The sequence below is a fragment of the Amazonocrinis nigriterrae CENA67 genome (assembly GCF_016056305.1).
Lineage (GTDB): Bacteria > Cyanobacteriota > Cyanobacteriia > Cyanobacteriales > Nostocaceae > Amazonocrinis > Amazonocrinis nigriterrae.
On the sequence record NZ_JAECZC010000077.1, the window covers coordinates 1 to 15,243 of the forward strand.

The 15,243-nt window shown below is 42.8% G+C and carries 10 protein-coding genes and 1 CRISPR repeat array; of the genes, 5 read left to right on the top strand and 5 right to left on the bottom strand.

Annotation, left to right across the window (positions count from 1 at the left end; genetic code table 11):
- Positions 1 to 29: 29 nt before the first annotated feature.
- From I8748_RS27600 to rnhA, 3 genes are all read left to right on the top strand, one after another.
- Entirely contained in the window at positions 30 to 4,568 is a 4,539-nt protein-coding gene (locus tag I8748_RS27600) for an nSTAND1 domain-containing NTPase (RefSeq protein ID WP_198127710.1), read from the top strand.
- A 157-nt stretch (positions 4,569 to 4,725) separates the two neighbouring features.
- Positions 4,726 to 5,964, top strand: a complete 1,239-nt coding sequence (locus I8748_RS27605; RefSeq protein WP_198127711.1) for a glycosyltransferase family 4 protein — start codon at positions 4,726 to 4,728, stop codon at positions 5,962 to 5,964.
- Between the two features lie 1,134 nt (positions 5,965 to 7,098).
- A CRISPR array of direct repeats spans positions 7,099 to 7,575; the repeat unit is 37 nt; unit sequence GTTTCAACTTACTACTACCCCGCAAGGGGATTGAAAC.
- Between the two features lie 340 nt (positions 7,576 to 7,915).
- Positions 7,916 to 8,818 carry a ribonuclease HI gene (rnhA, locus tag I8748_RS27610; RefSeq protein WP_198127712.1) on the top strand — a complete coding sequence of 301 codons (903 nt, stop codon included), beginning with the start codon at positions 7,916 to 7,918 and terminating at the stop codon, positions 8,816 to 8,818.
- A gap of 227 nt (positions 8,819 to 9,045) precedes the next feature.
- On the opposite strand, the gene cruG is transcribed toward rnhA, so the two are convergent.
- Together cruG and cruF are read right to left on the bottom strand one after the other, a co-directional pair.
- Entirely contained in the window at positions 9,046 to 10,245 is a 1,200-nt protein-coding gene (gene cruG, locus I8748_RS27615) for a 2'-O-glycosyltransferase CruG (RefSeq protein ID WP_198127713.1), read from the bottom strand.
- Between the two features lie 156 nt (positions 10,246 to 10,401).
- Entirely contained in the window at positions 10,402 to 11,310 is a 909-nt protein-coding gene (cruF, locus tag I8748_RS27620) for a gamma-carotene 1'-hydroxylase CruF (protein WP_198127714.1), read from the bottom strand.
- A 382-nt stretch (positions 11,311 to 11,692) separates the two neighbouring features.
- Here cruF and I8748_RS27625 point away from each other — a divergent pair, with 382 nt between their 5' ends.
- A complete protein-coding gene (locus I8748_RS27625) occupies positions 11,693 to 12,136 on the top strand; it encodes a hypothetical protein (protein WP_198127715.1) in 444 nt (147 codons plus the stop codon).
- A 52-nt stretch (positions 12,137 to 12,188) separates the two neighbouring features.
- Entirely contained in the window at positions 12,189 to 12,506 is a 318-nt protein-coding gene (locus I8748_RS27630; protein ID WP_225896568.1) for a hypothetical protein, read from the top strand.
- A gap of 11 nt (positions 12,507 to 12,517) precedes the next feature.
- Here I8748_RS27630 and rpmA read toward each other — a convergent pair whose 3' ends face one another.
- The 3 genes from rpmA to I8748_RS27645 form a co-directional block, all read right to left on the bottom strand.
- Positions 12,518 to 12,811 (bottom strand): 50S ribosomal protein L27, encoded by a 294-nt coding sequence (gene rpmA / locus I8748_RS27635; protein ID WP_198127716.1) that lies wholly within the window; start codon positions 12,809 to 12,811, stop codon positions 12,518 to 12,520.
- Positions 12,812 to 12,842: 31 nt separating this feature from the next.
- Complete coding sequence (gene rplU, locus I8748_RS27640) at positions 12,843 to 13,241, bottom strand: 50S ribosomal protein L21 (protein ID WP_198127717.1); 399 nt, start codon at positions 13,239 to 13,241, stop codon at positions 12,843 to 12,845.
- Positions 13,242 to 13,739: 498 nt separating this feature from the next.
- Positions 13,740 to 15,243 (bottom strand): hypothetical protein (locus tag I8748_RS27645; protein ID WP_198127718.1); only part of this gene is annotated, 1,504 nt, incomplete at its 5' end.

The following is a 15,243-nucleotide window of genomic DNA, read 5'->3' on the forward strand; positions in this document are numbered from 1 at the left end:
ACTCCCCACTCCCCACTCCCCCATTCCCTATGTCTAAATTCTCACGCAATCTAGCATTTGTGATTGGAATTAACAATTACGGTAACGGCATTTCTTCCCTGCAAAACGCCGTAAATGATGCCAAAAAATTGGTAGAGGTTCTGCGCCAACAGCATCAATATCACATTTGGGTGTGCTTGGATGAAATAGCAACTCTCAAAAACTTGCATGAACTGCTAGATAAAACTCTCCCCCAACAAGTTCAGCCAGATGACCGACTGCTATTTTACTTTGCTGGTCATGGAATTGCTTTAAATGGTGAAGATGGGCCTGAAGGTTATTTAATTCCTCATGATGCCAAATTAGGAGATGTACAAACTTACCTACCAATGACTCAGTTGCAAGCAGCTTTTGATAAATTACCCTGTCGCCATTTTTTGGGAATCCTTGACTGCTGCTTTGCTGGCGCTTTTCGGTGGTCGAGTACCAGAGATTTTTCTACTGTCCCAGAAGTAATTTATCAAGAACGTTACGATCGCTTTATCCAAGACCCAGCATGGCAGATAATTACTTCTGCTGCCTATGACCAAAAAGCTTTAGATGCCTTTATAATTAACACCGAACGTGGTCGCGGTACTCATTCCCCGTTTGCAGCAGCATTATTAGAAGCTTTAGCAGGAGGTGCAGATGTTTATCCTGCTGCTAGTCATGGTCAACCTGCTGGCGATGGGGTAATTACTGCTACTGAATTGTATTTATATTTGCGCGATCGCGTCGAACCTGCAACTGTTGGTAATCGTCAAAGACAAACTCCTGGTATTTGGCCTTTGAAAAAACATGACAAAGGCGAATATATCTTTCTCACACCCGGACATGTATTAAACTTACCACCAGCCCCTCCCCTCGACGCATCCCAAAATCCTTATCTTGGCTTGAAATCCTGTGAAGAAGAACAAAGTGATTTATTCTTTGGCAGACAAACATTAACTGAAAAACTACATAATTTTGTCAGTAACCAACCATTAACTGTAGTATTGGGAGCATCGGGAAGCGGTAAATCAAGTTTAGTCAAAGCGGGATTGATATCTTACCTCAAACAATTAAATACCGAACCAAATCAGCAACAGTGGTACATTCTACCAGCTATCCGACCAGGAGAATCACCACTCAAAGCTTTAAATAATACACTTGCACAGACAAATTTACCAGGTGTTTCCATTACCAACTTTAGTACTGAAGAAAAAGTAGAGATTATTCATCGGAGAATTGCTGCTTTCATTCAGCAGTATCCCAATGCCAAATTTCTATTAATAATTGACCAATTGGAAGAAGTCATAACTTTATGTAAAGACGACAAAGAGCGAGAAAATTTTCTGCAATTGTTAGCACAAATCATCAATAATTATGCAAATAGTTTGCGAATTGTACTGACCTTACGCAGTGACTTTGAACCCCAATTTCAAGACACTGCCCTCAAACAATATTGGACAAACGCCCGATTTATCGTGCCGCAAATGACACGAATCGAACTGCGCCAAGCAATTGAAGAACCAGCATCAAAACGGGTGATGTACTTTCAGTCTGAAAATCCTAAATTTCCTTTGATAGATAGGCTAATTGATGAAGTCGCAGATATGCCCGGAGCTTTGCCTTTATTATCTTTTACATTGAGTGAACTTTATCTCAAATATTTAAAGCGCCAACAAATCGCTCAAATCAACGGTACAACAATCGATAGAGCAATTACTGAAACAGACTATCAAGAATTAGGAGGTGTGGCGCGAAGTTTAACTCAACGAGCTGACAGCGAATACAATCAATTAGTCCAACTAGATCCAGCTTATGCAGATAGCATCCGTCATGTGATGCTGCGAATGATAGCAGTAGGTGGTGGTGAATTAGCAAGGCGACGAGTGCCATTATCTGAATTAGAATATCCATCAATTGAAAATCAGCGAGTCCAAGAAATAATTAGGCGTTTTACAGATGCACGGTTATTAGTTGAAGGACAAGATACAGAGGGTAATCTTTATGTAGAACCTGCCCATGATGCCTTAGTGCGGGGATGGCAAAAGTTATTAACCTGGAAACAAGAACAAGAAGAAAAATTAATTTTACAACGGCGACTAACACCAGCAGCTTTGGAATGGCAAAGTGTTAAAAACCAAAAACAAACATCAGAATTATTAACAAAATTTGCACCTGTAATTAGTTTGTTAGATACTAGGCTTTACAGAATAGAAGATTTATTTTTTAATAAAATCAAGAATTTAGTTGTACGAAAATGGCCATCAATACGCAATCAGCAAGAGAGTTTGAGAGAAAAACCAGTGCAATTTCTTTGGAATGCGAATCCTTATTTAGATGTATTAAATAGAGAATTACAATCAAATGATAACTGGTTTAATCAAGTAGAAGCTGAGTTTGTCCAACAAAGTGTTTTACAAAAACGCCGGAATATTAGTTTGCGATGGCGAATTGCGATCGCAGTTATCTTAAGTTTAAGCGGGTTGACTATTGCAGCGCTGATTAGTCAAAGAAGTGCAAAGATTGGTGAAACCACTGCTTCTAGAGAAACAGCAGAAGTAAAGCAACAGGAGCAAGGGTTAGATGCATTAGTTTATAGCCTACGAGCAGCAAAGTTACTGCAATACCCACTGTTGCAATTATTTAGTCCAGGTGAGCAGCTACAAAATCAGGTGAGAGGAACGCTGCAAGAAGCAATTTATTCAGTCCGAGAACGTATTCGCTTGGAAGGGCAAAAAGGTACAGTCAGGAGCGTTCTTAGCCCAGATAATCAGCTTTTGGTTAGTGTTGGAGATGACGACATTATCCGCTTGTGGAATTTACAAGGTCATCTTGACAAAGAATGGCCAGCACAGCAAAGTTTGGTTAATAATCTTGCTTTTAGTCCAGATGGTAAACTAATAGCTACCGCCGGGCGCGATGATACAGTTAGCTTGTGGGATTTACAAGGTAATCTTGTCAAAAAATGGAAAGCAGATCAAAAATATGTCAAAAGTATTACTTTTAGCCCCAATGACCAGCTTTTAGCTACCGGAGGAGCAAACGATACTGTCCGTTTGTGGGACTTACAAGGCAACCCCATTGGGCAACCTTTCGCAAGGAAGCTTGTGCCTGAACAAGAAGAAAAGCTAGTCTGGGGCGTAGCGTTTAGTCCAGACGATAAAATCATTGCTAGCGCTGGTGATGACGGTGTTGTTGACTTGTGGAACTTGCAAGGCCAGCTATTGAGAGAATGGCCAGGGAATCAAGACGATATCAGCAGTATCAAATTTAGCCCAGATGGTCAGCGACTAGCGACAGCAGGAGAAGATAATACTGTTCGCCTTTGGAACTTGCAAGGTCAGCAATTAGGAGAGCCATTTAGAGGTCATGAAGGTAGAGTCTGGAATGTAGTATTTAGCCATGATGGCCAGGAACTAGCTAGCGCAGCTGGAGATGGCACTGTTCGTGTGTGGAATTTGCAGGGTAAGCAGTTAGATATACTTATAGGGCATCAAGGGCCAGTCAGAAGCGTCATTATCAGCAAAGATGGTCAGCTAATAGTTAGTGCTGGCGATGATGGAACTGTCCGTCTGTGGAACTTAAATGACCAGCAGGTAAAATTTAGAGAGCATCAAGGCAAAGTCAACAGCGTTAGTTTTAGTTCAGATGGTCAGCGAATAGCCAGCGCTGGAGATGATGCAACTGTCCGCTTGTGGAACTTGCAAGGTCAACAGTTAGCACAGCCATTTCAAGGTCATCAAGGCAAAGTCAACAGCGTTAGTTTTAGTTCAGATGGTCAGCGAATAGCCAGCGCCGGAGATGATGCAACTGTCCGCTTGTGGAACTTGCAAGGTCAACAGTTAGCACAGCCATTTCAAGGCCATCAAGGCAAAGTCAACAGTGTCAGTTTTAGCCCAGATGGTCAGCGAATAGCCAGCGCCGGAGATGATGGTACTATCCGCTTGTGGAACTTGCAAGGTCAACAGTTAGCACAGCCATTTCAAGGTCATCAAGGCAAAGTCAACAGCGTTAGTTTTAGTCCAGATGGTCAGCAAATAGCTAGCGCCGGAGATGATGGTACTGTCCGCTTGTGGAATTTGCAAGGTCAATCAAATCCTCGAACATTTACAGGTCATCTAGGCCCTGTTTATGCTGTGGCGTTCAGTCCTGATGGAAAGCAAATAGCCAGCGCCGGAGATGATGCAACTGTTCGCTTGTGGAATTTGCAAAGTCAACAGTCACTACAGCCATTCCAGATATCTGGCATCAAACTAAAAGCCGTGGCATTTAGCCGCGATGGCAAAATGATTGCCGCTAGCGGAGAGAAAGGTACTGTGCAGTTGTGGAATTTACAAGGTGAAAAGTTTGCAGCCTGGATAGGACATCGAGGTTCCGAAATCGAAAGCGTTAGTTTTAGCCCCGATGGCAAGTTATTAGCTACCGCAGGCGATGATGGTATCGCTGAACTGTGGCACATTGAATCATTAAACGAGTTGATACAAGGAGCTTGCGATCGCCTGCATGATTATTTAAATAACCCGACAGTGAGCGAGGGCGATCGCTCTCTATGCAAACCTTAATAAAAGCAGGGGAGCAGGGGAGCAGGGGAGATGGGGAAACAACTGACCACTGACAACTGACAACTAACAACTGACACCCAAAAACTTTATTAGACAGAGATAGACAGATATACTTAGACCATAAAAAAAATTACACGTTTTTCATTTTTTTGAATCTATGCGAGTCCTGTTTCTGCATTCCAACTTTCCAGCGCAGTATCGCCATATCGCCATAGCCCTTGCTCAAGACCCTAGAAATCAGGTAGTCTTTGGTACGAAAAATCAAGATGTAAATATACCTGGTATTCATAAAGCGATTTTTGAACCTAACCGCGAACCCCATCCCACAACTCATCATTATGTTCGCAGCCTAGAAAGTGCAGTATTGCATGGACAAGCAGTGTTTAAATTATGTGACCAGCTAAGACAAAAAGGCTTTGTACCTGATGTAATCTGCGGTCATTCTGGTTGGGGGCCGACCTTATATATTAAGGATGCATTTCCAGACAAACCACTCTTGTGTTATTTTGAATGGTTTTATCATGCTCGTGGTTCAGATTCAGATTTTGACCCAAACGATCCTTTGACTGTTGATGATTTAGCACGTATTCGGACAAAAAACGCACCTATATTACTAGATTTGTATACATGCGATCGCGGTTTATCACCAACACATTGGCAAAAAGCCCAGTTTCCCCCAGAATTCCATAATAAAATTTCCGTCCTCCATGATGGAGTAGACACCGAATACTTCAAACCGAAGCCAGGAGCTAAATTAGTATTACCCAACCTAGATTTATCTGGAGTTGATGAAATCGTTACTTATGTAGGGCGGGGAATGGAACCTTATCGTGGTTTTCCCCAGTTTATCGAAAGCATTGCTTACATCCAAGAGCGCAGACCAAATTGCCATGTAGTCATTGTTGGTTCAGATAGAGTTTGCTATGGTAAATCTCTACCGAACGGTGTCACCTATAAAGATTATATGCTCAAAAAAGTGCCACTCGATTTATCACGAGTTCACTTTACCGGCTCATTACCCTATGGACAGTATCTACAAGTAATTCAAGCATCCTCAGTACATGTTTATTTAACCAGACCATTTGTACTTTCTTGGTCAATGATTGAGGCCTTGTCTACAGGCTGCTTAGTATTAGGTTCTGATACAGCACCAGTGCGTGAAGTTATCGAAGATGGGAAAAACGGTTTATTAGTTGATTTCTTCTCTCCCCAAAAGATAGCAGAGCGAGTTGATGAAGTCTTTAATCATCCCACACGCATGGCAGAACTGCGAGAAAACGCCAGAAAAACCGCCCTCGAACGCTACGCTTTAGCCAACTTACTACCCCAACACCTTAAACTGATCGCAGATGTTGCCAGTAAGGGATCTAAACCTTCCATGCCTTATATTCAATAGAATTTTTTTTGGGAAGGGGAAGGAGAAGGAGAAGGAGAAGGGGAAGGGAAGGATCTAAACCTTCCATACCTTATCAGGACTTACGCACACTCTACGAATTCTTGGCGTTCTTGGCGTCTTGGTGAAGCAGTCGCAGTCTTGGCGCCTTGCGTCGATTGCGAACTGCTGAACCCGAAGGGCGGTTCGATAAATTAAGCTTTTTCGTGATTTTTGCGTAAGTCCTGCTTATATTCAATAGAATGGCATTGATGCGATCGCCATACCATTTTAGATTTTGGATTTTGGATTTTGGAGGATGGTTTAGAAGTATTAGGCGAGTAAAATTCGCTACTACACAAACGCGCGTCAGCCTGCGCGGACTGATGAAGAATTAAGAGAATTTAATCCACGTAGGTGGGTAAAGAAATACGTAGTAGCGTGTCAAGCTTAAAATAGTGCATGAAGACCTCGCCTTTAAGGGCGGGGTTTAAATTGAATTCGGGGTGTCGTTTATTGAATTCGGGGTGTCGTTTATTGAATTCGAGATGTCATTTATTGAATTCGGGATGTCGTTTATTGAATTCGGGATGTCGTTTATTGAATTCGGGATGTTGTTTATTGAATTCAGGATGTCGTTTATTGAATTCGGGGTGTTGTTTATTGAATTCGGGATGTTGTTTATTGAATTCGGGATGTTGTTTATTGAATTCGGGATGTTGTTTATTATTTTGGTGCGCGATTCCTACGGCATAACACAACGCCAGTTTGCTCAAGTTGGGAAACCCTTCCTGTGCAACTGGCTCCCCTACACATACTTAGATTTTTTCACTAATCGAATCGGATTCCTATATATTTACTAAGCGATCGCGAAGTTTTACTATAAAAAATTATATATAGTTCAGAAAACCTCGACAATCACGAAAAATCATTTTATGATTATGTAATCAACTTGATGTTTGGCATGGCAAAGCGGGAGCAAAATCCCTAGAGTCCCGCCAAAATCGCCAGAACCTTGACAAATGAATAATTACAGCGTTTCAATTGTTAGGATATATGCAAATAATTTGCAATAAGATCGGCTGAAAACAATCAAAATTTCTCCCCCGCCAAAATCCCTAACAGAAAGCTTGCTCAGTAAAAGTTTCAGACTGAAGAGTTTCAACTTACTACTACCCCGCAAGGGGATTGAAACATTCTGCATCGTCAAGAAGTAACGAAACTTCTTACGTGTTTCAACTTACTACTACCCCGCAAGGGGATTGAAACAATTTTTTAATTAAGGTTTCTTTGTTTGGTTTAGTGTTTCAACTTACTACTACCCCGCAAGGGGATTGAAACATATTTTTTATAGAAAGCTTTTTACCTGAAACTACCAGTTTCAACTTACTACTACCCCGCAAGGGGATTGAAACGATGTCAGAATGCGATCGCAACGCGAATACGAAGAGTTTCAACTTACTACTACCCCGCAAGGGGATTGAAACGCGCGTTTAATAGGATCAATGTATCGACCAAGAGAACGTTTCAACTTACTACTACCCCGCAAGGGGATTGAAACAGAATTTTCCATGATAATTGTGGAGAATTTTTGCCTAGTTTCAACTTACTACTACCCCGCAAGGGGATTGAAACTTTGAATTGTTGACCTGATCGCTTTATCTAAATAAGGTTTCAACTTACAACTACCCCGCAAGGGTAAAGCTGTTTTTTCGCGTTCTTCTTTGCGCCTTTGCGTCTTTGCGTGAGGCAAAAAAATATTTCTAGAACAGGCTTAATGTTCTACAAATCCAGGTTGAACATTAACCAGCTACATAGCATCTTTAGTCTTGCTTGCCCAAATTAGACATCATTGTTGAGCGTTATAGCTGGAGTACTTACGAGTATAATAGCCTCGATATTATTAAAAATAAATCGCCGCTCATAACACTTTCCTTGGCGCCCTTGGCGTCTTGGCGGTTCGATATTCACAACTATGTCCACCAAACCAACAATCCAAAGCATATACACCGATGGTGCTTGCACCGGCAACCCTGGCCCTGGAGGTTGGGGCGTTGTCGTCTACTTCGACGATGGTTCAATCCACGAAATGGGCGACGCATCCCAGCGTACCACCAATAATAAAATGGAAATGCAAGCCGCGATCGCAGCCTTGCAATATTTCCACGCATCAGGACAAACCGAACCCATCACCCTGCATACTGATAGCGAATACCTCATCAACTGCGTTACCAAGTGGGTGAAAAACTGGAAAAGAAAAGGCTGGAAAAAAGCAGACGGAAACCCCGTTCAAAATCAAGACCTTTTAGAAATTCTCGATGAACTCAACAGTCGAAAAGTCAATTGGCAACACGTCCGGGGGCATTCCGGTAACATAGGTAACGAACGTTGTGATGCGATCGCTCGCAGCTTTGCAAGTGGTAAAATCCCGTCTTTACAACAATTTTCTCTCACAGACGTTCATAAAACTTTACCATCTCCAGTAGCAAAAGTATCTAAATATGAAACAAACTCTACAATAATTGACACAAGGACACAGGAAATAAGTACTAGTACTCCTGCATTAGAAATAACCTCTATGGAACAACCTACCGCACAAGCTGCGGCGGCAATTGAAGAAAAGCTGCCTGAAAACAGAGTAGAACAACTCCGCAATCTAGTAGAAACTCTGCGTATCGCTGACGAAATTGCTGAAAAAGGCTACCTAATCACCAGTTCTGAACTAGCAGACTTGATGGATGTCCACGCCAGCGCCGTCACCAGTCGTGGGGATCAGTGGCGTTGGCGGAACTGGATAGTATCACGAGTACGACGTGAAGGTAATCAAATTCTCTGGGAACTGGAACGCGGGGATCAACTAGGAGGTGAAGATGAGTGAGAAGTGAGGGAGATGGGGAGCAGGGGAGCAGGGGAGCAGGGGAGATGGGGAGAATAACAAATGACAACTGACAACTGACAACTGACAACTAATACCAATTCTCTAAAATCCGGCAACACATTCAAACGCCGAAACCCAGACCATACCTGAGTAGAGACGATTCGGCGAATCGTCTCTACAATTACGAATTACGAATTACGAATTACGAATTACGAATTGTATAACTCCTAACTCCGCGCCTCATAACTTCTCCCTCGCCATTCCCGTGGAGTGCGGAAGGCAGATAAAAAGATTCGCAGTACGGCTAGGGGATCAGCTAAGGGAGAAAGCCAAAATAACCAGCCTCCTTTGGCACTCTGGCGATCATAGGAAGGAGCGATCGCCAGTAGCATAGCAAAACGAATCACTAATAAAAATACGTTTAGCCCTAATAGTAAAAGCAGGGGAGCGGGGGGGGTGGAAAGCTGGGGAGAAAGAAATAAATAACTCAGTAAAATCAACAGGGGTAGACCTTGAACGGCAAAGAGTAGCCATAAATCTCCCCAAACTTGAGCCGATGGAGATGCATCTTTGAGGTCGAGACTACGCCCCCATTCCTTCCAAGTCTCTATTGCTCCTTCATACATCCGCACCTTCAGCACTTTCGCACCATCTAAAAAGCCTACTTTAAAACCTTGGCTTGCAATATGTCGTGCCAAAGTAACATCGTCACAAAATGAACTACTGGCACTGGTATAACCACCCACAGTAGCTAAAACTGAACGACGGCATAAAAAGCACTGCCCATTAGCCATCACCCTTTCCGGCTGATCAGTTTTGATACCAGCCGGATCAAATCGGTAAAGCAGAGTCATCAACAATGCTGGTTGTAGCCAGCATTCTCCTGGATACTTGAGAATGAACTGGGGTGATAAAGAAACCAAGTCATACCCTTGCATTTCGGCAGTCTTCACCAAACCAGCAACTAAACCGGGATGTGGCTGAGTATCAGCATCCATTCCCAGAAACCATTGACTTGCTTCTGAGCTATGTAAAAAGCCGTTATGCAACGCCCAAGGACGCCCCACCCAGCCATAGGGTAACGGGTCATCTGTCATCAGACGAAAGCGGGGATCATGCTGTTGTGCCGCTTTCACCAAGTCGGGGGTGCCATCCTGAGACTTACTGTCTACAACAATAATCTCCCGCACTTCATAACTTTGGCAACTCAACCCCGATAACAGAGGACTAATACGAAGAGCCTCATTCAATGTCGGAACAACAACACTAACACTACCCAAAATATCCTGCGTTGGCTGTTGGGGTTGAATGGGCGGATGGCGTGTTGGCCCCTTTACTAGACGCGAGAGTAGAATAGCCGTTGCTGGTAATTGGATAAGTAGCAGTAGGAGTGATATAGCTCCTACTGCTGTCGAAGCGTTGTCCACGTTGATAATACTTTGCAATTGATGGGAATTGGGAATTGGGAATTGGGAATTGGGAATTGGGAATTGGGAATTGGGAATTGGGAATTGGGAAATAATTAACTCCTAACTCCTAACTCCTAACTCCTAACTCCTAACTCCTAACTCCTAACTCCTAACTTATTTCAAAGCAACTTTGACGCTGGCTACTGAGACTTCTTTGGCTGCTGGTTCAACACTAACTTCCGCAGCTGCGGCTGAACCTTTTAACCAAAACCCTACAGCAGGGGTTACACCTAGTAACAAACCTAGTAATACAGGAATAGAGAATCCAGCTGCTAAACTCATAACTGTGGCGAAGCCAAAGTTGCTTAAGTAAACTGCTAATGGTACATTAAGCTGCGATCGCTCTAATTTAATTGGGTTGTTTTTCCACAATAATGCTGCCACAGTCATAAATACTGAACCAGTACCTAACCAGCCAGCAAAGTTTTGGTAAGGCATACCGAAGAAAGCACCTGGTTGTTGCCAATACCAAAAGGGCAAAGCCGTTTGACTCATCGCAGGATCAAGAACAAAATCCCAGGAGGTAAGCAGCAAAGCACCAAAACCGATTGCACCTACATGACGCAACAAGCTAGGTTTTTTGTCTACTTCTAAACCAGCACGCGCCAGCAAGTACGAAACGCATCCTACATAAAACCATGACAAAGGAATTGTGAATGGCACTAAACCAGCAATTTTATAGCCCAAGCCACTCAGATAGCTGTAGTGACCAAAAGGAAAGCCTGTGCTAGTTCCTAAAAGTTCACTGGTTAAGGAAATCAGCACTGCGGGTAACATAAAAGCCAAAATGCGACCCAAACCCAAAACCCGCAACCCATATAAAAAAACAGCCGCTGCACCCAAGAGCATATAAGCTACGCCACCACCAGCCATACTCCACTGCATGGCAGTCTGTCCAATCTCAGATAAGTGGAAAATTACTTCAGCATTAGGTACAACTAGTAGTATCCCTACCAATCCAAAAACCATTGACACGATATGACCAATCAGGGATACACGCTCAGCAATAACAAGTTGTTTCATAGAGAATTCCTTAACAAGAAGTGACACATCGCTACTCGGCTGCTAACAGTTTACAAATGTTTACGGAAATATTTAAGTGGTTTGTGTCCTAATTCTTCACCAAGTAGTGAGATTGACTTGCAACAGCATAACAACCTCTTGATAGAATCCATCAGAAATAGGATGATAGACATATAGTCTAAGCGATCGCAATCAACATCTATCCAACTAAATACGCTTTATTCTAGCTGGCAATGGATATAACCCTTATATCCGTAGTAGGTTTAATAGCTGAGTATAGACAATCATTACAACCTCAGCAACCTTTCAAAAGAGAACAAGGGCTTTAGTAGCACTAAATCCTGCTAAGTAATATATTTAACCGCTAATGGCAAATTAAGTCATGTCAATTGTGAAAAGACTTCCCTGGATTTCTTTAGTGCTGGTACTGCTGAGCTATAGTACATTAGGTTGGGTGTTATTGGAAACAAAAGTCCCGAAATTTGTCTGGTTGGTAGTTGTGCCTGCTGTTTTGCTGTTAGTAGCAAGCTTGACAACACCTTTATCTTTAGTAGCAAAGTATTTCAGTATTTTATTTAAATCCAATCTCAGAACTTTTGCCGTTGCTGTTTTAGGAGCATTCTTATTTTTCTTGATGCTTGCTTGGTTCCGACTATTTCTTGATTCCTTGCTGATCATTTCTGCGGCTATATTAGCGAGAATAGACTTTCAAGTTTCTGGTTTTAAAGAAGGGCAAGCTTTTTTGATTACGTCTATAGTTTCATTGACAGGTATGGCCTTAGGTGCAGCCATGTACATGGCCTTTTTACATTACATACGATTTTAAGTAAAAATGCCATCAAGATTAGTTTGAGAAGAAAGATAACCATCTTGACATTATGCCACAACAGTCATTTTTATCTCGTTATTTGGCAGGTGATCACGAAAATGTTTGGAAGGAACTTCAAGCATTAGATGAGATTGTTGAGCAGCCTTTAAGAAATGATGCTCTAGCTGTTGCCCGTGAGACTATGAGGCGTGTCAAGATTAATTTAAAGATGATACTACATTGCCTCAAGAAATTAGGTTTTCAATTTTTAGAATCAAATTGGAGTCTCTGTAAAACAAAAATCCCCTGGCTAACTAGAAGCCACGGGGATTATCAAAAATACTTGAGGCGTATTGCAAACAAACCTCAAAAAGTTAAACCAATTTAAATGGTCTAACTCTAGCTGGCTGCTGCTTCAACTGCTTCCACTGGAGTAGCAACAACTGGATAAACACTAATTTTTTTGCGGGTTTTGCCCTTTCTTTCAAAAGTCACTACACCGTCAACCAAGGCAAACAAAGTATCATCACTGCCGATACCGACATTGTTACCTGGGTGAAATTTAGTGCCGCGCTGACGCACGAGAATGTTTCCCGCCCGCACAGTCTGTCCGCCGTAGCGTTTAACGCCCAGACGTTGAGCATTAGAATCACGACCGTTGCGTGTACTACCTGTTCCTTTCTTATGAGCCATAACTTCCTCTTATATTTCTTCTTTTTTACTATTATTCAGCAGTTGCTTCCGCTGGGGAATCTTCAACGACAGCAGTTTCGGCAGTTGCGGCTTCTTGGGCACTCAGCACCGTACCGTTAAGGGTGATGGAATCAATAAAAAGTCTAGTGATTTCCTGGCGATGCCCCCGCTTTTTGCGGGTTTTCTTTTTCGGCTTCATTTTGTATACCAGGACTTTGCGACCTCTGAAATTTTTTAGCACCGTCCCTTCTACACTTGCCCCAGTTACTAGCGGCTGTCCGATAGTTACTTCGCCGTCATGCTGTACTAGTAATACTGAATCTATTGTAACTTTCTCGTCTGCTTCGGCAGTGAGTAGTTCAATGTCATAAAAGCGACCTGGCTCAACTCGTACTTGTTTGCCGCCAGTTTCAATAATTGCGTAGGTCATGGAATTGTCCTTGAAGTTGCCGTACAGGTAGCTAGCTTTCATCTCTTACTTAATAGAGATGCAATTTATCGAATTGGGGCATTGGGCATTGGACATTGGTAACTTTTCCCCATGCCTCATGGCCTATTCCCCATTCCCAAAAACTCCATTCTCTTGTGGGTGGAGTTTTTCATTTTGTTTCGATCAATCGCTATTCCTAGCTTTTGCAATATGTCTACCTGATCCGAGCAGGAATTAGACAGACAATCTAAAATTGTATTTCATTAACCAGAGTTAAGTCAACTATTGCAAAAATTTTAATTTATTCAACTTGATGTGCGAAATGCAGCTAGTTCTTGCTGTAGTTAATAGTGACACAGAACAGCACTAACAAATCTGAGCAAGGTAAATTCTTGCTCAGATTTTCTCTTTCTAGGGGAGATGAGGGGGATAAGGGAGATGAGGGAGAATAGGCAATGCCCCATGCCCCATGCCCCATGCCCACAGTTCAAGAATAAGTTAACCACCTGGTACTTTCGTATACATCCCCTGACCTTGGGTATCGTAGACGAACAAAGGCAAGTTAGCATTATCACTAATTACTGCTAGGGCTTCTTGTAAAGTTTGCCAGTGATTGGCAGCACCAGCTACAGGACTGGGATTTTGAGGAGTGGCATTAGACATGCTACTTTGTAGTACTTGTTCATACTCAGGGGTGAGCCAGACAATAATTCCTTTGTCGTTGATGGTGTAGGTACAAATCCGAATTTCACCAGAACAAGTTTTGGTTAAGTCAGCGCGGGTTTGTTGCTGATTTCCAACAGTTTGTAGTTTCTCTTCTGCTTGCTTGAGAGCAACTGAGTAGGGTTCAGTTAGACTTTGAGCCTGATTGTAGTAAGTGCTATCTTGAGAAATCTGTTTAGTATTCTGCAAAGCTTGACCCCAGTATACTGCTGCCGCTTGCCATTGATTTTGTTGCTCATAGGCTTTGGCTTGTTTGGCTATGTTGAGGGCTTGTTGGTAGCTTTTAGCAGCTAATTGTTCTTTAGTGACGCGATCGCGTGCTGCTGCTAATTTAGGTTTATATTCTATCAACAGCTTTTGGGCTTCTGGGGATGCTGGGCTAGCTTGGGGAATAATCATCAAAGCATTAACTACAATCTGCCAACTCGATTGCACTTTTTGCCAGTCACTCAAAGACTTAGCACTAGCTTCTCGTGTGGCGGCTACACTAGCCACAGCTTTAGCGGCTGTGAGTTTTTTCAACCATCTTTCTTGTGCCAGCAACTGCTGATTGATCATTTGTAAACTGACACGATACCTCATTAACCTGGGTTGTACCAGCTTATAAAGTTCACTATTGGGGTTGATGGCCTCTAGTGGCGCGATCGCCTGCCGCCATAGATGTTGTCTAGCCTGTAATTCGTCTAAACTCTTAGCAGGTGTTTCAGTTGTTCGCGCTGCTTGTGCTGCTGCCTGCAAAGCCTTTACTACCTGATTAATTTTTTGTGCCTGGTTAGACAAGCTAACTTTTAGTTCCTCTGCTTCTTGGGAATGGGGTGACCAACTAGGAATTACTGCCAGGTCGGCGCTGGTTGTCTCTAATTGCTGTTGTACTGCGACTAATTCATTTTCTGACCTAGCACGGCTCATCTTTTGCCTAGATTCAGTTTTGAGTTGCTGGGCAGCTTGTATCTCTTTGCACTCAAACATGACACAAGGACGAGTTAGCAAATAACCACCGCTAACCAACACAACAATTCCCACCAAACCTGCACCCAGCAGAATCGGTTTAACTTGAGGGCGTTTTGTCTGGCTAGTCAACAAATCCGGCGTATCTGCCAGAGGATCAAAAGGATCTTCTAGTTCCTCCTGGTGATTTTCTTCGGTAGATGGAAAGTCTAGAGGAGGAAATGAGAGAGATGAGGGAGATGAGGGGAATACTGCTTTCCCTGTTCCCCAGTTCCCAAGCTCCTCAACTTCCCTGCTCCCCTGCACCCCTTCCCCCCCTATCCCCAGAGGG